This is a genomic window from Rahnella aceris, assembly GCF_011684115.1.
Classification (GTDB): domain Bacteria; phylum Pseudomonadota; class Gammaproteobacteria; order Enterobacterales; family Enterobacteriaceae; genus Rahnella; species Rahnella aceris.
This window is the reverse complement of the sequence record NZ_JAADJV010000002.1, coordinates 555147-576223: the sequence shown is the minus strand read 5'-3', so window position 1 is coordinate 576223 and position 21077 is coordinate 555147. Positions and strand designations below refer to the sequence as shown.

Here is a 21077-nt window from a genome sequence, read left to right as displayed (position 1 = left end):
AGTGCCATCAGCCTCAAAAAGTCACCGCAAGTGAATGGCGACATCACGGACAATTTTCACGGAAGCAGGACGTTTTTGCGCCTTGTCGCTGCTTCGCGTGGTTGGTAAAGTAGGCGGATTTTATTTTCCGCCCCCAGCTAGCAGGATTATCCCTTCGTTATGTTTAAGAAATTTCGTGGCATGTTTTCCAACGACTTGTCCATCGACCTGGGTACCGCCAATACCCTCATTTATGTAAAAGGACAAGGCATCGTGCTGAATGAGCCATCAGTTGTGGCTATTCGTCAGGATCGTGCTGGTTCACCTAAAAGCGTTGCTGCTGTTGGTCACGACGCGAAACAGATGCTGGGTCGTACTCCTGGCAATATTGCCGCTATTCGTCCAATGAAAGACGGCGTTATCGCTGACTTTTTCGTGACTGAGAAAATGCTGCAACACTTCATCAAGCAAGTTCACAGCAACAGCTTCATGCGCCCAAGCCCGCGTGTACTGGTGTGTGTGCCAGTCGGCGCAACTCAGGTTGAACGCCGTGCTATCCGTGAATCTGCACAAGGTGCAGGCGCGCGTGAAGTGTTCCTGATTGAAGAACCGATGGCTGCGGCAATCGGTGCAGGCCTGCCGGTATCCGAAGCGACCGGTTCAATGGTGGTGGATATCGGTGGTGGTACCACAGAAGTTGCCGTGATCTCCCTGAACGGCGTGGTGTATTCCTCTTCTGTACGTATCGGTGGCGATCGTTTCGACGAAGCTATCATTAATTACGTACGCCGTAATTATGGTTCACTGATCGGTGAAGCAACAGCTGAGCGTATCAAGCACAGCATCGGTTCTGCCTATCCGGGTGATGAAGTTCACGAAATCGAAGTGCGCGGTCGTAACCTGGCTGAAGGTGTTCCACGTGGTTTCACGCTGAACTCCAACGAAATTCTCGAAGCATTGCAAGAGCCGCTAACCGGTATCGTCAGCGCGGTGATGGTTGCACTGGAACAGTGTCCGCCAGAACTGGCTTCCGACATCTCCGAGCGCGGCATGGTGCTGACCGGCGGTGGCGCATTACTGCGTAACCTTGATCGCCTGCTGATGGAAGAAACGGGTATTCCTGTTGTTGTCGCAGAAGATCCACTGACCTGCGTCGCCCGTGGCGGTGGTAAAGCATTAGAAATGATCGACATGCACGGCGGCGACTTATTCAGCGAAGAGTAATCTCAGCGAAGACTTGCTGATTCAAACAAGTCTTGTTGCAAGCAAGAATAGTCTGCCCGGGAAGGTGGTTGTCCGTCAGGTAAAACCTGCAACGCGAAGTGTGCAGTGTTCAATGTGGATCCGTGCAAACACTGGCTGAGCGATAAAGCTCTGCCAGTGTTTTGGCTATCCCATGAGATTGCCGCCGTTTCTGTCAGGTGAGGTCTTTACTTCGACTGGCTGAAACTTTCTGTTGCCGAGGAACTCGCATATTTTATGAAGCCAATTTTTAGCAGGGGACCTTCCCTGCAACTGCGACTTTTTTTGGCTATTCTCACGGCCATTGTCCTGATTGTTGCCGACAGTAAAATAGGTACGTTTGTTAAAATCCGCACCTATATGGATACTGCCGTCAGTCCCTTCTATTTTTTGTCCAATGCCCCGCGTGAATTCTTAGATCAGGTTTCTTCTACGTTTGCCACCCGTGGCCAGCTGGAACTTGAAAACCGCGCTTTGCGTCAGGAATTGTTGCTGAAAAACAGCGACCTGATGCTGCTTGGCCAATACAAACAAGAAAATGCTCGCTTGCGCGAGCTGCTGGGATCGCCGTTGCGTCAGGACGAGCACAAAATGGTGACGCAGGTTCTCTCCACCAGCAATGATCCTTACAGCGATCAGATCGTCATCGACAAAGGCAGCAACAACGGTGTGTATATCGGGCAACCCGTCATCAGCGATAAAGGCGTTGTTGGCCAGGTCATCGCTGTTGCCGCGCTGACCAGCCGTGTGCTGCTGATTTGTGATGCTTCACATGCGTTGCCGATTCAGGTGCTGCGTAATGACATCCGCGTTATCGCTGCCGGTAGCGGCTGTGCTGATGACTTACAACTTGAACACTTACCAAGCAACACCGATATTCGTGTCGGTGATGTGCTGGTCACCTCAGGTCTGGGTGGACGTTTCCCTGAAGGGTATCCGGTCGGCGTTGTATCTTCGGTTAAAGTTGATAATCAGCGTGCGTATACCGTCATTCAGGCGCGTCCGACCGCCGGTCTGCAACGTCTGCGTTACCTGCTGTTACTATGGGGCTCTGACCGTAATGGCGAGCATCCTTTACCGCCGGATGAAGTTCATCGCGTGGCCAATGAACGCCTGATGCAAATGATGCCGCAAGTGTTGCCACCTCCGGGAGATATGGGGCCGCCAGCTCCTGTTCCTCCACCGGCAACGGGTACGGTAACGACACCGGTTAGCACGCCTGCTGTGCAGGGAGCGACGCAATGAACAGCTACCGGAGCCACGGACGCTGGATTATTTGGCTATCCTTCTTAATAGCCATGTTATTGCAGGTGATGCCGTGGCCTGAACAGATTTATATGTTCAGGCCGTCATGGCTGATGCTGATCCTGATTTACTGGGTGATGGCATTACCGCATCGCGTCAACGTGGGTACCGGTTTTGTTGTCGGGTTTATTATGGATCTGATCCTGGGATCGACCCTGGGTATTCGCGCGCTGGCTTTTGCCATTACCGCCTACCTGGTCGCGTTCAAATTCCAGTTATTCCGTAACCTGGCTCTGTGGCAACAAGCGCTGATTGTTATGGTGCTTTCGCTGGCTGTGGACGTCATGGTGTTCTGGGGAGAATTCCTGGTAGTCAATGTGTCGTTCCGGCCTGAAGTTTTCTGGAGCAGTGTGGTCGACGGTGTGCTGTGGCCATGGCTGTTCCTGCTGATGCGTAAAATTCGTCGTCAGTTTGCTGTGCAATGAGGATGTTATGACCGCACTTTATCTGGCTTCCGGGTCACCACGTCGCCGTGAATTACTGGCCTTGCTGGAACTGCCTTTTGAGCGTCTGGTGACTGAGGTTGCAGAAGAGCGTCAGCCTGACGAAGCCCCGCAAGATTATGTTTTACGGCTGGCGAAAGATAAAGCACAGGCCGGTGTGACGGTCGCGGCAGAGGATTTGCCGGTGCTTGGCGCAGATACGATTGTAGTCCTCGACGGTAAAGTGTTGGAAAAGCCACGTGACGAAGCGCAAGCCGCTGTTATGCTTAAGGCATTGTCTGGCAGACAGCATCAGGTGATGACCGCCATTGCGTTTGCCGACAGGCAGGAATGCCTCAATACGTTGGTTGTGACCGATGTCACTTTCCGTTCACTATCCTCCGACGATATTGCACATTATATTCTGAGCGGTGAGCCCATGGATAAAGCGGGCGCTTATGGTATTCAGGGAAAGGGCGGTTGTTTCGTCCGTGAAATTCGCGGCAGTTACTATGCAGTTGTGGGCCTTCCTCTGGTGGAAACTCAGGAACTGCTCAATGAATTTTCTGCCTTACGCGAGCTTAGGAGAAAACATGACAGCTGAATTACTGGTCAATGTCACCCCGTCTGAAACCCGCGTGGCTTACATTGACGGTGGCATTCTGCAGGAGATCCATATTGAGCGCGAGACCAAGCGCGGGATTGCCGGCAATATTTATAAAGGGCGTATCAGCCGTGTTCTGCCGGGTATGCAGGCAGCATTTGTCGATATCGGCCTTGAAAAAGCCGCATTTTTACATGCTTCAGACATCATGCCGCACACCGAATGTGTGGCGCGTGACGAGCAGAAAAATTTCCACGTGCGTGACATCGCAGAACTGGTGCATCAGGGCCAGGATCTGATGGTGCAGGTGGTGAAAGATCCGCTGGGCACCAAAGGTGCGCGTCTGACGACTGACATTACCTTGCCTTCCCGCTATCTGGTGTTCATGCCTGGTGCGTCACACGTTGGCGTGTCGCAGCGTATTGAAAGCGAAGCCGAGCGTGATCGCCTCAAACGTATCGTCTCAGAATATTGTGATGAGCACGGCGGCTATATTATTCGTACCGCAGCCGAAGGCGTGGGTGAAGAAGAACTCAAACAAGATGCGGCCTACCTGAAACGCTTGTGGACCAAGGTGATGGAGCGCAAGCGTCGCAACAAAACCAAATGCAAGCTGTATGGTGAGCTGGCACTGGCGCACCGTGTGCTGCGTGATTTTGCCGGTGAAGCACTGGACCGCATCCGCGTTGACTCCCGCCTGACGTATGAATTGCTGGTCGAATTCACCAGCGAATACATGCCTGAAATGACCAGCAAGCTGGAGCATTACAGTGGCAAGCAGCCTATTTTCGATCTATTCGATGTGGAGAACGAAATCCAGCGTGCGCTCGAGCGCAAGGTGGAACTCAAGTCCGGCGGTTATCTGATTATCGATCAGACCGAAGCCATGACCACCGTGGATATTAATACCGGTGCGTTTGTCGGCCATCGTAATCTGGAAGACACGATATTTAACACTAACACCGAAGCGACGCAGGCCATTGCCCGTCAGCTACGGCTGCGCAATCTCGGCGGCATTATCATTATCGACTTCATTGATATGTCGAATGAAGATCACCGCCGTCGCGTGCTGCACAGCCTCGAGCAGGCGCTGTCGAAAGACCGCGTGAAAACCGGTATTCACGGTTTCTCCGCCCTTGGTTTGGTAGAGATGACCCGCAAACGTACCCGCGAAAGCGTCGAACATGTGCTGTGCAGCGATTGTCCGACCTGTCATGCACGCGGCACGGTGAAAACCGTTGAAACCGTCTGCTATGAAATTCTGCGTGAAATCGTGCGCGTGCATCACGCCTACGATTCTGACCGTTTCCTGGTTTACGCATCTGCCGCAGTAGGGGAAGCGCTCAAGGGAGAAGAATCCCATGCACTGGCCGAAGTAGAAATCTTCGTCGGCAAGCAGGTGAAAGTGCAGATCGAGCCGCTCTACAGTCAGGAACAGTTTGACGTCGTCATGATGTGATCCGATGGCTATTCGTCTGAAGCATCAAGAAGTTAAAGGTTTCCATTGCCGTCTGTGCGGGTGAAAACCAGCATGGAATGGAAAACAAGGAGAGAAGTTTGAGGCGACTGCCCGGTATTTTATTAACCACCAGCGCAACCCTTGTCGTGATAGTGGCTTTGGTGATCAGTGGCTTGCGTCTGGCATTGCCTCAGTTGACCCGCTTCCAGGATCAACTGGTCGGGAAAGTCGAGGCGGTCACGGGCGTACCGATCGAGTTATCGCAAGTCAGCGCCAGCTGGAAAACCTTTGGCCCGATCATGGAGATCCGAGGCCTACAGGTGACATTACCGGACTCAAAGTGGCAGGTTCAGCGCATTACCCTGGCGCTGGACGTCTGGCAATCCTTGCTGCATTTCCGCTGGCAGTTCCGCGACCTTACTTTTTACAATTTGCAGCTGGATTTAAACAGCACGCTGGGTGGCGAAAGCAATAAAGGCAACGGCATCCAGCCAAACCGCGTCAGTGATATTTTCCTCAGACAGGTCGACCATTTCGATCTGCGCAACAGCCGCATTTCCTTCCTGACGCCTTCCGGTCCACGGGCGGAATTCGACATTCCTCAGATGACCTGGCTGAACAGCCACAACCGCCATCGCGCCGAAGGGCAGCTTAGCCTGTCGAGTTTTAACGGGCAGCACGGCATTGTGCAGTTGCGTATGGATCTGAACGACACCAATGGTTTGCTCAATAACGGGAAAATTTATCTTCAGGCCGATGATATCGACATGAAACCGTGGTTCAGCCGGTGGTTGCGCAATAATACCGGTCTGGAAAGTGCTAACTTCAGCCTTGCGGCGTGGCTGACGGTGCGTAGTGGCGATATTTATGCCGCTGACGCATTGCTGAAAAATGGCTCTGCCACCTGGAAAAATGGCACTGAGGAACACCAGCTCGATGTCGATAATCTGACATTACACGGTAACCGTCAGGGTAATGGCTGGCAGGTTGGCACGAAGCAGCTGAATCTGAAAACCGATGGTGTGGCGTGGCCGAAAGGCCGCCTTGAAGTACTTTATCTGCCGGAAAATAACCAGTTCCTCGGGCCCTCGCAGGGTGAAGAGCTGCGCATCCGTGGCACCAATCTGCAACTGGAACGTTTAGGCCCGGTGATCCCGACTTTCTCATTCCTGACTCCGGCTTTACTGGAGCGCTGGCAGGATTTAAAACCCGCCGGTAACGTTGATCGGCTCGCGCTGGATATCCCGCTAAAGCAGCCTGATCAGACCCGTTTTGATGTGAACTGGCGCGATGTCAGCTGGCAGCGCTGGAAACTGCTGCCGGGTGTCAATCATTTCAGTGGTGGCCTGAAAGGTAGCGTGGCGGGCGGGCAGATGACGGTGAAATTACAAGACAGCCTGCTGCCGTACGGCGAAATGTTCCGCGCACCTCTGGATATCAGTGCGGCGACCGGTACCTTTAACTGGAAGAACGGCAAAGATGGCTGGTCATTGTCGGGTAAAGACTTAGATGTCAAAGCCAACGCGCTGTGGGCGAAGGGCGATTTCCGCTACAACCAGCCTGTCAAAGGTGACCCGTGGCTGAATATCCTGGCCGGTATTCGCCTGTATGACGCCGGTCAGGCCTGGCGCTATTTCCCTGAACCGCTGATGGGCAAACATCTGGTAAATTATCTCAGTGGTGCCATAAAGGCCGGTCAGGTGGATAACGCCACCCTGACCTTCAACGGCAATCCACATCATTTCCCGTTCAAAAAGAACGAAGGGCAGTTTGAAGTGTGGGTTCCGCTACGCCACTCGACCTTTGAGTTCCAGCCAGGTTGGCCAGCGCTGACTGATCTGGATATCGATCTCGATTTCCTTAATGACGGCCTGTTTATGAAAGCCGCGCACACCAAACTGGGCAATGTGGACGGTAACAATGTCGTTGCCAATATTCCTGACTACCTGAAAGAAAAACTGTTTATTGATGCGGACCTGCGCGGGCAGGGGAAAGATATCGGCGATTATTTCATGGATACGCCGTTGCATGACTCGCTGGGCTCCGCGCTACAGGAATTGCAGATTGGCGGCGAAGTGAATGGTCGCTTACATCTGGATATTCCGCTCGATGGTGAACTTGTGCGTGCATCCGGTGGCGTCACGCTCAATAACAACAGTCTGTTTATTAAACCGCTGAACAGCAAAATCAGTCAGCTCAGTGGCCAGTTCAGTTATGACAACGGCAACCTGCAAAGTAACCGGCTTACCGGTAACTGGTTCGGGCAACCGGTCAACGTGATGTTCAGCACGCAGGAACTGCCGGATGATTTCAAGGTTCAGGTCGGGCTGGATGCCAACTGGCAACTGTCCAAAATCCCCGGCTTGCCAGCGGCAGCAGCCAGTAAAATTTCGGGTGGTACACCGTGGAAAGGCGACGTCAATATTACGCTGCCGCACAAAGGCACCCCGACCTATACCGTCGATGTAAACGCCGATCTGAAAGATGTGAGCAGTCACTTACCCGATCCGTTGAGCAAGAAAGCCGGTCATCCGCTGCCGCTGGTGGTGAATGTCAAAGGCGACCTGCACAGTTTTAATCTGCAAGGTGTGCTGGCGGGCAAAGATCATTTCAACAGCCGCTGGCTGCTGGGTAAACAACTGAAACTCGATCGCGCATCGTGGCAGGCAAACAGCAAAAAAACGCCTCCATTGCCGGATGACAGCAGTCTGACGCTCCATCTGCCCGCACTTGATGGTGAAAGCTGGCTGGGTTTGCTGTCACCGGATAAAGCGACGCAGGACACTACTACTAAACTGGCCGGTTTCAGCTTCCCGCACCAGATTATCCTGACAACGCCTGCGCTGACACTGGGCGGACAGGTCTGGAATGACCTGACCCTCACCTCGGTACAAGGGCATCAGGGCATGGAGGTCACTGCCAAAGGTAAGGAAATCGATGGCAGGCTGAACATGAATGACAACGGTCCGTGGCTGGCTAATCTGAAATACGTCTATTTCAATCCGCAATGGACGGTCGCGGATGTGGCCAGCAGCGGTCAGCCGGGCGGTAATCCGTTTGCTACTGAAAAAATTTCGTTTGCCAGCTGGCCGGCATTGCAACTGCGTTGTGAAGCCTGCTGGTTCCTCGGCCAGAACTTCCGCAAAGTGAATGCTGACCTGACACCGCAAGGCGATCAACTGATGCTGCGTAACGGTCTGATAGATACCGGCGTGGCACGTCTCGACGTGCAGGGCGACTGGAGGCAGAACGGGCAGGGCGAAAACACCGGCCTGAAAGGCAAGCTGACCGGTAAGAATATTGAGCAGGCCATGTCATTCTTTGGCGTGACTACACCACTGAAAGGCGCGCCGTTTGACGTTAACTTTGATTTGCACTGGAAATCCGTGCCGTGGAAGCCAGATATCAGCACACTGAACGGCACCCTGAAAAACACGCTGGGCAAAGGCGAAATTGCGGATGTCGGCACGGGCCGCGCCGGACAATTGCTGCGACTGGTCAGCTTCGATGCGCTGCTGCGCAAACTGCGTCTTGATTTCAGCGATACCTTTGGCCAGGGCTTCTATTTTGACTCCATCAAATCCACGGCCTGGATTAAAGACGGCGTACTTCATACCGACGATCTGCTGGTTGACGGACTGGAAGCAGATATCGCCATCACCGGGAAGGTCAATTTCGTGAATCAGCAATTGGATCTCGAAGCGGTCATTGCGCCGGAAATTTCCGCCACAGTAGGTGTGGCGACGGCGTTCGTCATCAACCCGGTAGTCGGCGTTGCAGTCTTCGCTGCCAGTAAAGTGCTGGCACCGCTGTGGAATAAAATCTCGCTTATCCGCTATCAGATTGACGGCACTATCGCAGAACCCCGTATCAACGAAATTCTGCGTAAACCGGTTGAACATCCAAAAGCCGCCGCCGCACAGTAACGCCACCGTGAAGGTGGCAGGAAACCTCGTTCATGCTGTGTTAGGCTGTTAATAACCTTGTAACAATGGATTGTCCGGCGTGCAGACTGTGTAGACCACAGTCTGCACGCCGGATTGTCGTCTAAAAGAGAGTGAACATCTATGAGTCTGGCCTTAGTCAGTGAGCAGTTACTAACTGCTAATAATCTGAGTCATCAGGATCTGTTTTCCATTTTGGGCCAGTTGTCTGAACGTCGTCTTGATTATGCCGATCTCTTTTTCCAGTCCAGTTTCCATGAAAGCTGGGTGATCGAAGACAGCATCATCAAAGACGGTTCTTACAATATCGATCAGGGCGTTGGTGTTCGTGCGGTAAGCGGTGAAAAAACCGGTTTTGCTTATGCTGACCAAATCACGCTGAATGCCCTGAACCTGAGTGCAACAGCTGCCCGCAGCATTGTCCGCGACCAGGGCAATGGCAAAGCGCATACGCTGGGCGAAATTGCCTATAAATCTCTTTATTCTCCGCTGGATCCGCTGCAAAGCCTGTCACGCGAAGCAAAAATCGAACTGCTGCACCGCGTCGACAAAATTGCCCGTGCGGCCGATAAGCGCGTGCAGGAAGTCAGTGCCAGCATCACCGGCGTGTATGAAAACATCCTGGTGGCAGCCACCGACGGCACGCTGGCGGCAGACATTCGCCCGCTGGTGCGTCTGTCCGTGAGCGTTCTGGTTGAACAGGACGGACGTCGTGAGCGTGGCTCAAGTGGCGGCGGCGGTCGTGTTGGTTATGACTACTTCCTCGAAACCGTTAACGGTGAAGTGCGTGCGGAAGCTTTTGCCCGTGATGCCGTGCGTATGGCGTTGCTGAATCTGACGGCAGTCGCCGCCCCGGCGGGTGGCATGCCGGTGGTGCTGGGCGCAGGCTGGCCAGGTGTGCTGTTACATGAGGCGGTAGGCCACGGTCTGGAAGGTGACTTCAACCGTCGCGGAACCTCTGTATTTAGCGGTCAGATGGGCAAACGGGTGGCTTCTGAACTGTGTACCGTAGTGGACGACGGCACCCTGCCGGGTCTGCGCGGTTCACTGGCGATTGACGACGAAGGTGTGCCGGGGCAGTACAACGTGCTGATCGAAAACGGCGTGCTGAAAGGCTACATGCAAGACAAACTGAATGCGCGCCTGATGGGCGTTGCGCCGACCGGTAACGGCCGCCGCGAATCTTACGCACATCTGCCGATGCCGCGTATGACCAACACCTATATGCTGGCCGGGAAATCAACGCCGGAAGACATTATCAGTAGCGTAGAATTTGGCCTGTATGCGCCAAACTTCGGCGGCGGTCAGGTGGATATTACTTCGGGTAAATTCGTGTTCTCTACCTCCGAAGCTTATCTGATCGAAAAAGGCCGCATCACCAAACCGGTGAAAGGCGCGACGCTGATCGGCTCGGGCATTGAAGCGATGCAACAGATTTCCATGGTCGGCAACGATCTGGCGCTCGATAAAGGCGTCGGTGTGTGTGGTAAAGAAGGCCAGAGCCTGCCGGTCGGGGTCGGTCAGCCTACCCTGAAACTGGATAATCTCACCGTCGGCGGCACTGCGTAGCAGAAGATTATTTCGGTGTTATCCCTCCCCTTTCACAAGGGGAGGTCAGGTGGGTTTTTGGTTTGATACGAACTCAATTCCACTGAGTCACTTTCTTGCCCTGCCGGTATCCCTGATACACCTTGCTTACCCGTTTGAAATAATCCGTCAGATAATCAATACAGACCTGCACTTTCAGCGGCAGTTTGTCCTTTTCAGTATACAGCGCGTAAACCGGGCGCGGATCGGACTGATAGCGCCTGAACAGAATCTCCACCTCACCGGCATTAATCTCCTCAATCACCCACATCAGCGGAACATACGCGATACCGACACCGGCTTTCAGCCAGCGGATCATGGTCTGCGAGTCGTTAGTCACGAAGCGGCCTTGCGGTGTAATACGGGTTGAAACACCTTCGGGGGCGATCAGTTCAAATTCACTGTCCGGGCGGACGCTGTATTCCAGCCAGGAGAAATTCACCATATCGGCGGGTTTCTCCGGCGTGCCGTGTTGTGCCAGATAACTGCGCGCCGCACACACCACCATCGGCATTGAGCCTAAGCGGGTGCAGAACAGGCTGGAATCCTGCAACGCGCCGACGCGGATCACCACGTCCAGTCCGTCAGCGATCAGGTCTGGTGCCGGAATGCCAGTCACCAGATTCACCGTCAGACCGGGGTATTCGGTGAGCATTTCCGCAGTCATCGCGGCAAGAACATTTTGTGCCATCGTCGATGAACTGCCGATGCGTAATGTTCCGGTCGGGGTGTTGTTGAAGGCATACAATTGTTCATGCACTTCACGTACGTCGTGCAACATTTTCCGGCAACCCTGATAATAGAGTTTACCGGCTTCTGTCAGGCCGATGCTGCGGGTGCTACGGTTTAGTAATTTGATTTGTAAGTCATTTTCCAGCTTTGAAATCGTCTGGCTGATGGCAGAAACGCTCATGTCGAGGCGTCGTGCGGCCGCCGTGAAGGAGCCGCTTTCCACGACCTGAGCAAAGATCGACATGCGTTTTAATCGGTCCATTGTTAACTCTGGCTTAAAAGTGATTTAGATCACAGAACGTTGATCTGTTGATAATAAGCACGCTAATATACCCTTCCGGGCGATAAAGCTCAGGTTTCAGTTTTCCTGACATCATGCTTACCTTCGCACACTTCCCTGGCAACTCTGCAGCTTCATTGCTCTGCTCCCGTTGAATTATTTTCTCCGGGGTCGCGTGCCGTTGCCTAAAATAACGAATAATGCGTGCGCGGGACGATATGTGTTTGTCCGTCGTAATAATGTAAGGAATTTTTGATGAGTTTGCTTCCGGTAATGGTGATTTTCGGATTGTCGTTTCCTCCGGTGTTTTTTGAAATATTGTTGGCGCTGGTGGTGTTTTTCCTGCTGCGGCGCATATTGCAACCCACCGGAATTTATGATTTTGTCTGGCACCCGGCATTGTTCAACACAGCGTTGTACTGCTGTCTTTTCTACCTGATCTCCTGCATGTTCGTCTGAGGGCGTTGTGAAAAATTTCTCCATAAAAATAATACGTTACACAATAACGTTGATTCTTGTCGTGCTGGCTGTCATCGCAATCTTCAAAGCCTGGGCGTTCTATACAGAATCTCCATGGACCCGTGATGCCAAGTTTACCGCTGACGTTGTGTCCATCGCGCCCGATGTCACCGGTCTGATTACCGATGTGCCAGTAACGGATAACCAACTGGTGAAAAAAGGCCAGGTACTGTTCAAAATTGACCAGCCGCGCTACCAGCAGGCGCTGGACGAAGCGAGTGCTGACGTCGCGTATTACCAGGCGCTGGCTTCTGAGAAAAAGCGCGAGGCCGGACGTCGTGTGAAACTGGGCGTACAGGCCATGTCGCAGGAAGAAATCGATCAGGCCAATAACGTGCTGCAAACCGCTGAACATCAGCTGGCGAAAGCGCAGGCTGCACGGGATCTGGCGGTGCTGGATCTGGAACGGACCGTGGTTGTCGCACCTGCTGATGGCTGGGTAACTAACCTGACCGTTCATCCGGGCAACTACATTAACCGGGGTTCGACTGCCGTGGCGCTGGTGAAGAAAAATTCCTTCTACATTCTGGCGTATCTGGAAGAAACCAAACTGCCGGGGCTGAAAAAAGGGGATCGTGCGGAAATCACGCCGCTCGGCAGCAACCGTATTATGCACGGTACGGTCGACAGCGTAGCGGCGGCGGTGACGAACAGCTCCTCTTCTGCGGCGACCAACGGTCTGGCGACCATCGACAGCAACCTTGAATGGGTGCGTCTGGCACAGCGTGTGCCAGTGAAAATCCTGCTTGATGACAAAGACCAGCAACATCCTTATCCGGCAGGTACCACGGCGACGGTCGTGATTACCGGCAGCCATGACCGTAAACAAGATGAAGGATCCCCGTTCCTTCGCCTCCTGCACCGTCTGAGAGAGTTTGGTTAAGGCCGGAAAGATGAATAGCGTACTTATCCCGCGCGTACGTTTTGCCTGCAAGCTGACGTTCGCGATCCTCGGCGCACTGGTTCTCGGGTTCTATCTGCAACTCGAAACCCCGCGCTGGTCGGCCATGACTGCCGCGATCGTAACGTCGGGACCTGCGCTGGCGGCGGGTGGCGAACCCTTTGCCGGTGCTATTCGTCATCGTGGTTTTCTGCGGGTTATCGGCACCTTTATCGGCTGTATCGCGGCGCTGGTGATCGTGATTGCTACCGCCCGCGCACCGGTCGTTATGCTGCTGTTATGCTGCATCTGGGCGGGCGTGTGCACCTGGTGGTCGTCGCTGGTTCGTATCGAGAACTCGTATGCGCTGGGTCTGGCTGGTTATACCGCGCTGATTATCGTGGTGACTTCCGCCAGCTCGCCTTTGCAAACTCCGCAGTTTGCGGTTGAGCGTTGCAGTGAAATCGTTATCGGGATTTGTTGCGCTATCGTCGCTGACCTGTTGTTCTCCCCCCGTTCCATCAAAAAAGATATTGACCGTGCCGTCAGTCAGCTGATGTTGGATCAGTTTGCGCTGATGCGGATTTGCGTGAATAGCGGGACGAAGGAAGAAATCGATAAGTCCTGGAATAACCTGGTGAAAAGCACGACCGCGCTGAACGGGATGCGCGGTAGTCTGATGATGGAGTCGTCGCGCTGGCAGCGGTGTAATCGGCGCCTGAAAGCGCTGCACAGCACCTCGCTGAGCATGATCACCCAGGCGTGCGAAACCTATCTGATTATGCAAAGCTCTCCGGAACGGGTCTCGCCTGAACTGAAAGCATTGTTTGCTGAACCCGCTGAAAACGTGGCGGATGTGCATCGCAGACTGAAACAATTACGCCAGATGATTACCGGCATGCACAGCGACAACGTACTGATGACGGTCAGCGCCTGGACCGGCGCCGGAACCCGTGCGCTGTTGCTGATGAAAGGCATCCAGACCAACAGCAGTATCAGCGCCATTGAAAGCGGGGTGCTCGATGGCGAAGTGGTGGTGCGGCCTGTTTCAGCAGAACGTCACCATGCGCTGGTCAACGGCCTGAGAACCTTCACGGCGACAACCATCGGCTGCCTGATGTGGCTGTGGACCGGCTGGACCTCAGCCAGTGGTTGCGTGATTATCATCGCAGTGGTGACTTCGCTGGCAATGCGTACGCCGAACCCGAAAGGCATGGCGATGGATTTCATTATCGGCATGTTGCTGGCGATTCCGGTCGGCTCGATGATGTTTATGCTGATCATGCCCGCAACGCAGCAGAGCCTGTTCCTGCTGTGTCTGATGCTGGGGATCTTCACCTTCTTTATCGGTATCGAAGTGACCAAGCGCCGTCTCGGTATGCTCGGATTGCTGGCGGGCACCATTAATATTCTGGTGCTCAGCAATCCGATGGTTTTTAACGTCACGTCGTTTCTGGATAACGCGATGGGGCAGGCGATCGGTACGGTGATCGCGATGGCGGTGTTGCTGATTGTGCGCGACAAGTCTCGCGAGAAAACCGGGCGTACGCTGCTTAACCGCTTTATGAGCAGCGCGGTATCGGCGCTGACCACCAAAGCGTACCGGCGTCGTGAAAACCATCTTCCGGCGCTTTATCATCAGCTGAACCAGTTGCTGGTGATGTTCCCGAACGATATTGGTAAATACCGTCTGGCGCTGATGCTGATTATCGCGCACCAGCGCATGAAACTGGCAGAAGTGCCGGTGAATGATGAGCTGTCGGCATTCCACAAGAAAATCCGTAATACGGCCGATCACGTGGTCTCTGCTTCAGGTGAAGGCAAGCGCACCTATTATTATCAGCGGTTACTGAAAGAGCTGGGTGAGTATCAGGAGAAACTGGTCGAGTACGACGCACCACTGAAAGTGACCGAGCCGGTAAGGCGCCTCACTGACATGCTGCAACGTTATCAGCACGCGTTCCTGGCCTGACCGGCGGCTATTTCAGGAAAGCCTCACGGTCGCTGGCGGTGATCGGACGTAATACGCGGCAGGGTACACCTGCCGCGACCACATCCGGGGGAATGGATTTGGTCACCACACTGCCAGCCCCAATCACGCTGTTACGTCCAATCGTCACACCCGGATTGACTATCACGCCGGTGCCCAGCCAGACATTATCTTCAATGACAATCGGCAGCGAGAATTGCTGTCCGGTGATGCGGATGTCAGGATCGATGGGATGTCCGGCGGTGGCGAGCGTGACGTTCGGTGCGATCATCACGTTATTGCCAATGGTCACGGTGGCGTCATCCACCACCGTGAGATTGAAGTTAGCGTAAAAGTGGTTGCCGATATGAATATGGGTGCCATACGCGACGCGCAGCGGCGGCTCAATCCAGCAGGACTCCCCCAGACTGCCCATAATACTTCTGAGCAATTGCAGGCGCTTTGCCTCTTCAGAAGGGCGCGTGAGATTGAAATCATACACCCGCTCTTTTCCGGCACCGCGTTCCTCCGGCAATCCTTCGTCCATGTCTGTATAAAGTTCACCGATATTCATTTTTTCGCGCGTCGACATGCCTTCTTCCTTTGTAAAAATGGGGTGGGGTTCACCGCAGTTTACTGAGGGATGCGGAAACTGTGAACGTATGACAATTCACTTTGCGATCTGTGTCTCTCAGTGCTGTCTGACAGACGCTTCTGCTCAAGCCGCTATACTTACCTGATAGATCGCTTAAAACGGCATAAATCAGGAGGATCCTCATGTCAGCCCAACCTCATAAACTCTCCACGCATCCATTATTTAAGACCGGCTATTTTGCCGGTGGTAAATGGCTTAAAGCCAAAGAAACCTTTGATGTGCTGGATCCGGCAACCGGCGATGTGGTCGCCAAAGTCGCCAAAGCCGGTAAAGCAGAAACAGAAGCCGCGGTGAAGGCAGCCAGTGACGCATTCCCCGAATGGCGCAAAACCACTGCGAAAGCGCGTTCTGAAATCTTGCATCGCTGGTATGAACTGATGCTGGAAAATAAACAGTTTCTGGGCGAGCTGATGGTTGCCGAGCAGGGCAAACCGCTGAAAGAGGCACTGGGCGAAGTCGATTACGCCGCCAGCTACCTGCAATGGTTCAGCGAAGAAGCCAAACGCGCTAACGGAGAAATCATTCCTCCGGCCAAATCCGGCTCACGCATTCTGGCGACCCGCGAACCGGTCGGCGTGGTGGCGGCCATCACGCCGTGGAATTTCCCGCTGGCGATGCTCACCCGTAAACTGGGGCCGGCGCTGGCGGCAGGCTGTACCGGTCTCATCAAACCGGCCAGTAACACGCCGCTGTCGGCTTTCGCCTTGTTGCAACTGGCGCAGGATGCCGGGGTTCCGGACGGTGTGATCAATGGCGTGGCCGGTGACACCGGTGCCATCAGCGACGTGATTATGACCAGCAATGCGGTACGTAAAGTCTCCTTTACCGGCTCGACGGAAATCGGCAAAACGCTGGTGCGTAACAGCGCCGACACCATGAAAAAGGTGTCGATGGAACTGGGTGGCAATGCGCCGTATATCGTGTTTGACGATGCCGACATTGAGGCGGCGGTGAAGGGCGCGATCACTTGTAAATTCCGCAATACCGGCCAGGTCTGCGTGTGCATCAATCGTATTTATGTGCAGGAGGGCGTGTACGAGGCGTTTACCTCACGGCTGGTGGAAGAAGTACGCAAGCTGAAAGTCGGCAACGGCATGGATGAAGGCGTCATTGTCGGGCCGCTGATTGATATCAAAGGACTGGAGAAAGTTGAAGAGCACGTCAAGGACGCGCTGGAGAAAGGTGGACGCCTGATGGAGGGCGGACAGCGCCACAAACTCGGTGGCAACTTCTTCCAGCCGACGGTCATTATTGATGCCACTGATGACATGAAAGTGGCGCATGAAGAAACCTTCGGTCCGCTGGCGGCCTGTTTCCGTTTCAAAACGGAAGAGGAAGTGATTAAACGCGCCAACGACACACCTTTCGGGCTGGCAGCGTATTTCTATAGCCAGAATCTTCAACGTATTTTCCGGGTCGCGGATGCTATTGAGAGCGGGATGATTGGCATTAATGAATGTGCGATTTCCAACGAAGCCGCGCCATTTGGCGGCGTAAAAGAATCCGGCCTGGGGCGTGAAGGTTCGGTGCTGGGGCTGGAAGAATATTTGCAGGTGAAAACGCTGCATTTAGGGAATCTTTAAGTCAGCTTTCCAGAAGTTACTTTTTAAGAAACAATAAACAGAAACAGTTTCATTCCGGCTCAACACAAAGGACGTCAATGAAGGCATTTAACGGGCGGTGTGTGCGCAATCTGATGATGGCCGCCGTGTTTTTCGGGCTGTGCGGTGTCGCGGGGCAGGTTGTCGCGAAAACGACATATAATCAGGGCACAATAGTTCCGGGCACCGATGAACAAACGGTGATCGGCTATTTACGCCAGAACCATAAATTGCCTGAAAATTACATCACCAAGAAAAAGGCGCGGGAAGCCGGCTGGGATGCCCGTTCCGGGAATTTATGTGATGTATTGCCGGGCAAAGCCATCGGTGGTGACCGCTTCTCAAACCGGGAAGGACGTTTGCCTTCGGCGTACAAAAGGGTGTGGCGCGAAGCGGATATTAACTATCGCTGCGGGCGTCGCGGTGCTGACCGCGTGTTGTTTGCCAGCGACGGGCTGATTTATGTCAGTAAAGACCATTATCAGAACTTCGTTCGGGTGGAGTGATGTCGATGAATAAAGTGAGCTTCGATTTTAATCACATCCCGGATTTACCCGCATTCTACCGCGAGTTTGTCCGTCAGTTTGCACTGACTGACAGCTTCGGCGCGAATCTGGACGCACTCTGGGATGAGGTAACGGGCGGGATTGCACTGCCGGTTGAGATAGATTTCATTAATCTGAATGCCAGCCGTAAACGCCGTTTCGGCGCGCTGATTCTGTTGTTTGAAGAAGCGGAGGAAGAACTGGAAGGCGAGTTGCGGCTGAATCTGCTGGAGAAACCCGCAGTAAAGGCTAAAGGCTGAAAAGAAAAAACCCGCCATTTTCTGTTAAGTAAAAAGGCGGGTTTTTGTTTTTTTATTCCTGACCTTCAGCCAGTTCGCGCAGATACTGAAAAATCTGGCGGTAAGATTTCGGCGGCTTGTTAGTGGCTTTCTCTTTCTGTGCGTTACGGATCAGTGCGCGCAGTTGCTGGCGATCGGCTTCAGGATACAACTCCAGTACCGGCGGGATCGCATCATCACCTTCTTCAACCAGACGGTCACGCAGCATTTCCAGTTTATGGAACAGCGAAATCTGCTGGTTATGGCGGTTTTTCAGCTTATCCAGCGCGGTCTGGATCGGTTCAACATCGCGGGAACGCAGCATTTTACCAATCAGCTGTAACTGGCGGCGGCGGCCTTCTTTCTTGATCTTCTGCGCTAAGTCGATCGCTGCGCGCAGATCGTCGTCCAGAGGCAGTTTGTCCAGCGAGTTTTTACCCAGTTCAACCATTTCTGCACCGAGATCTTTCAGCGCCTCGGCGTCACGTTTAATTTCACTTTTACTGACCCAGATGATTTCTTCATCATCTTCGTTCTCGTTGGTTTCGGGAACGTCGTCGTGCCAGTCGTCAATTTTCTTTGTCATGGGCGCTTCCTCTTAACGAGGTAATCCTGTCAGTTTGATTGTGCTTTATTGCTTTGGCGGCATTATGCAGGGTTATGCCGCATACATCCATGTTCTGTTGCAACTTTGGGCATAACAACGCCGGAGTGAATGCGAAATTGTGGCGAGTCTCTGTTAGACTCAAAGATAAGACTTTCTGTATATCAGTGTAGAACAATCCCTTTTATCTCATAAGCGATGGCATGCCGATGAACGTAGTGAATCAAGTAGCGCAGCAGCGTAAGACTCTGGAACAGGCCGTATCTCAGGCACTGGAACTGGCGAAAGCCGGTTCAGATGCTGCAGAAGTGGCGGTCAGCAAAACCACCGGTATCGGCGTCAGCACCCGTTTTGGCGAAGTCGAGAATGTGGAATTCAACAGCGACGGCGCACTGGGCATCACCGTTTATTATCAGAACCGTAAAGGCAGTGCGTCTTCCACCGATTTAAGCCCGGACGCTATTTCCCGCACCGTGCAGGCGGCGCTGGATATTGCCCGTTACACGTCGCCGGATCCGTTCGCGGGCGTGGCCGATAAAGAGATGCTGGCGTTCGATGCACCGGACCTGGATTTATTCCACCCGGAAGAGCTGGATCCGGATCGCAGCATCGAACTGGCCGCACGTGCTGAACAGGCGGCGTTGCAGGCTGACAAGCGTATCACCAATACCGAAGGTGGCAGTTTCAACAGCCATTACGGTATCCGCGTTTTCGGTAACAGCCACGGCATGTTGCAAAGCTATTGCTCGACGCGTCATTCGATTTCCGCCTCAGTGATTGCCGAACACGAAGGCGACATGGAGCGCGATTACGCCTACTCCATCGCCCGTAAAATGAGCGATCTGAAAGACCCCGAATGGGTCGGCGCAGAGTGCGCCCGCCGCACCTTGTCACGTCTGGCGCCGCGCAAATTACCGACCATGCAGGCTCCGGTATTGTTCGCTTCTGAAGTCGCGACCGGCCTGTTCGGGCATCTGGTGGGGGCGATCAGCGGTGGCAGCATTTACCGTAAATCGTCTTTCCTGCTCGACAGCCTCGGCAAGCAAATTTTGCCGGAGTGGCTGACCATTGAAGAACATCCGCACCTGTTGCAGGGGCTGGCTTCCACGCCATTCGACAGCGAAGGTGTGCGCACCGAGCGTCGTGATATCGTCAAAGACGGCGTGCTGCAAAACTGGCTGATGACCTGCTATTCCGCGCGTAAGCTCGGTCTGCAAACCACCGGTCACGCGGGCGGCATTCACAACTGGCGCATCGCCGGTCAGGGCGATGATTTCGCCGGAATGCTGCGTAAGCTCGATAAAGGCCTGGTCGTCACCGAACTGATGGGGCAGGGCGTCAGTGGCGTTACCGGCGATTACTCCCGTGGCGCGGCAGGTTTCTGGGTCGAGAATGGCGAGATCCAGTATCCGGTAAGCGAAATCACTATTGCCGGTAATCTGAAAGACATGTGGCGCAATATGGTCGCCATTGGCAGCGACATCGAAACCCGCAGCAATATCCAGTGCGGTTCCGTGCTGTTACCGGCAATGAAAATCGCTGGCGAATAACCCTCCTTAAAGCAGCGGTCGCCCGATCGCTGCTTTAATTCTTTACAAAAAATTCATCCCGTTTTTCTCTCTCTCAGCCTATTTTTATAAAGCCTTACAAGCAATGTCGTTTTATCTAATAAACAAATAACAATAGAGAGAAAGTTCATGCGTAAACAACTGATGGCGTTAGCGGTGATAGCCATGCTCGGCAGCAGCACGGCAGCACTGGCAGCAGATTTAGAAACGGACATGGATACAATTGCTGATAACTACGGCAAGGTGTTGAAAACCAGCGATCAGGCCGAACTGACCACCGGTCTGGCAAACATGAAAGCGGCTGCCGAGGACGCGAAAAAAGCCACACCACCGAAACTGAAAGGCAAAGCGCCGGACAGCCCTGAAATGCAGGATTACCACAAAGGGCTGGATACGCTGATCGGCCAGATTGATAAAGCTTCCGCTTTAGCCAAAGCAGGCAAAGTGGATGAAGCGAAGAAAGAAGCCGAAGGGTTTAAGGCTACGCGTAACGAGAATCATAAGAAGTTTAAGTAGGCAGATGGCCGCTGCCTGAGCGGCTTCTCAATGCTGAGAGTGCTGAGAGTGCTGAAAGCGGTGAAAATTTCGGTTTCTCAATCGCGGTGATCAGACGGCCTCTCGCGCCGAAACCGACCAAAGAGGGCTAAGACGAGCCCTCTTTGGAATCTCCACGTCTTAAACTGCGCGCTTCGCTCGCTGGCTCTGTTTCAGGTACCACCGCGACAGGCTGGAAATCTTGCCGCTGCGCGGTGCCTTCCTTTCGGGATTGCAGCCTAAGGTCTGCAACCTCTCACTCAGCAAGATTTCTGAATCGCCCGCAGGATCTTAAATTCAACGGCAGATTATTTGTATCTTCTAGATAGGTTTATTGGCGTGCTCAAAAATGGCACCGAATGAACGGCTC

At 53.6% G+C, this 21077-nt stretch carries 18 protein-coding genes; 15 read left to right on the top strand and 3 right to left on the bottom strand.

What is annotated here, in order from left to right; translation table 11 throughout:
* The first annotated feature begins 159 nt into the window (after positions 1–159).
* The 7 genes from mreB to tldD all read left to right on the top strand — a co-directional run bounded on the left by mreB (position 160) and on the right by tldD (position 10524).
* Entirely contained in the window at positions 160–1203 is a 1044-nt protein-coding gene (gene mreB / locus GW591_RS14990; RefSeq protein ID WP_013577291.1) for a rod shape-determining protein MreB, read from the top strand.
* Positions 1204–1458: 255 nt separating this feature from the next.
* The gene (gene mreC / locus GW591_RS14985; RefSeq protein ID WP_013577290.1) at positions 1459–2466 is read left to right on the top strand and encodes a rod shape-determining protein MreC; all 1008 of its coding nucleotides are present in this window, start codon (positions 1459–1461) and stop codon (positions 2464–2466) included.
* Positions 2463–2951: a rod shape-determining protein MreD gene (gene mreD, locus GW591_RS14980; RefSeq protein ID WP_013577289.1), complete on the top strand. Its 489-nt coding sequence runs from the start codon at positions 2463–2465 to the stop codon at positions 2949–2951. Before mreC ends, mreD begins: the two co-directional genes overlap by 4 nt.
* 7 nt (positions 2952–2958) lie before the next feature.
* On the top strand, positions 2959–3552 hold the full coding sequence (locus GW591_RS14975) for a Maf family protein (RefSeq protein ID WP_013577288.1): 594 nt from the start codon (positions 2959–2961) through the stop codon (positions 3550–3552).
* Positions 3542–5011 carry a ribonuclease G gene (gene rng, locus GW591_RS14970; protein WP_013577287.1) on the top strand — a complete coding sequence of 490 codons (1470 nt, stop codon included), beginning with the start codon at positions 3542–3544 and terminating at the stop codon, positions 5009–5011. The genes GW591_RS14975 and rng overlap by 11 nt, the downstream gene beginning before the upstream one ends.
* 98 nt (positions 5012–5109) lie before the next feature.
* Positions 5110–8937, top strand: coding sequence for an AsmA2 domain-containing protein YhdP (yhdP, locus tag GW591_RS14965; RefSeq protein ID WP_166860899.1), 3828 nt, complete (start codon positions 5110–5112; stop codon positions 8935–8937).
* A 141-nt stretch (positions 8938–9078) separates the two neighbouring features.
* Positions 9079–10524 (top strand): metalloprotease TldD, encoded by a 1446-nt coding sequence (gene tldD / locus GW591_RS14960; protein WP_013577285.1) that lies wholly within the window; start codon positions 9079–9081, stop codon positions 10522–10524.
* 73 nt (positions 10525–10597) lie between these two features.
* Here tldD and aaeR read toward each other — a convergent pair whose 3' ends face one another.
* Entirely contained in the window at positions 10598–11536 is a 939-nt protein-coding gene (gene aaeR, locus GW591_RS14955) for an HTH-type transcriptional activator AaeR (protein WP_013577284.1), read from the bottom strand.
* Positions 11537–11809: 273 nt separating this feature from the next.
* On the opposite strand from aaeR, the gene aaeX reads away from it, so the two are divergent.
* From aaeX to aaeB, 3 genes are read left to right on the top strand one after another with little or no spacing between them, the layout of a single operon-like run.
* Complete coding sequence (gene aaeX / locus GW591_RS14950) at positions 11810–12013, top strand: p-hydroxybenzoic acid efflux pump operon protein AaeX (protein ID WP_013577283.1); 204 nt, start codon at positions 11810–11812, stop codon at positions 12011–12013.
* 7 nt (positions 12014–12020) lie between these two features.
* Positions 12021–12956 (top strand): p-hydroxybenzoic acid efflux pump subunit AaeA, encoded by a 936-nt coding sequence (aaeA, locus tag GW591_RS14945; RefSeq protein ID WP_013577282.1) that lies wholly within the window; start codon positions 12021–12023, stop codon positions 12954–12956.
* Positions 12957–12966: 10 nt separating this feature from the next.
* The gene (gene aaeB, locus GW591_RS14940; protein ID WP_013577281.1) at positions 12967–14925 is read left to right on the top strand and encodes a p-hydroxybenzoic acid efflux pump subunit AaeB; all 1959 of its coding nucleotides are present in this window, start codon (positions 12967–12969) and stop codon (positions 14923–14925) included.
* Positions 14926–14932: 7 nt separating this feature from the next.
* Here aaeB and GW591_RS14935 read toward each other — a convergent pair whose 3' ends face one another.
* Complete coding sequence (locus GW591_RS14935) at positions 14933–15514, bottom strand: maltose acetyltransferase domain-containing protein (RefSeq protein WP_013577280.1); 582 nt, start codon at positions 15512–15514, stop codon at positions 14933–14935.
* A 185-nt stretch (positions 15515–15699) separates the two neighbouring features.
* Between GW591_RS14935 and GW591_RS14930 the strand changes: the two genes are divergently transcribed.
* The 3 genes from GW591_RS14930 to GW591_RS14920 all read left to right on the top strand — a co-directional run bounded on the left by GW591_RS14930 (position 15700) and on the right by GW591_RS14920 (position 17983).
* Positions 15700–17160, top strand: coding sequence for an NAD-dependent succinate-semialdehyde dehydrogenase (locus tag GW591_RS14930; protein WP_013577279.1), 1461 nt, complete (start codon positions 15700–15702; stop codon positions 17158–17160).
* A gap of 77 nt (positions 17161–17237) precedes the next feature.
* Positions 17238–17684, top strand: a complete 447-nt coding sequence (locus GW591_RS14925; protein ID WP_013577278.1) for a ribonuclease domain-containing protein — start codon at positions 17238–17240, stop codon at positions 17682–17684.
* Between the two features lie 5 nt (positions 17685–17689).
* Positions 17690–17983, top strand: a complete 294-nt coding sequence (locus tag GW591_RS14920; protein WP_013577277.1) for a barstar family protein — start codon at positions 17690–17692, stop codon at positions 17981–17983.
* Positions 17984–18035: 52 nt separating this feature from the next.
* Here the strand turns inward: GW591_RS14920 and yjgA are convergent, their stop codons facing one another.
* Positions 18036–18587, bottom strand: coding sequence for a ribosome biogenesis factor YjgA (gene yjgA / locus GW591_RS14915; RefSeq protein WP_013577276.1), 552 nt, complete (start codon positions 18585–18587; stop codon positions 18036–18038).
* Positions 18588–18814: 227 nt separating this feature from the next.
* Here yjgA and pmbA point away from each other — a divergent pair, with 227 nt between their 5' ends.
* Entirely contained in the window at positions 18815–20155 is a 1341-nt protein-coding gene (gene pmbA / locus GW591_RS14910) for a metalloprotease PmbA (RefSeq protein WP_015690526.1), read from the top strand.
* 147 nt (positions 20156–20302) lie between these two features.
* Positions 20303–20689 carry a cytochrome b562 gene (cybC, locus tag GW591_RS14905; RefSeq protein WP_013577274.1) on the top strand — a complete coding sequence of 129 codons (387 nt, stop codon included), beginning with the start codon at positions 20303–20305 and terminating at the stop codon, positions 20687–20689.
* The last annotated feature ends 388 nt before the right edge of the window (positions 20690–21077 follow it).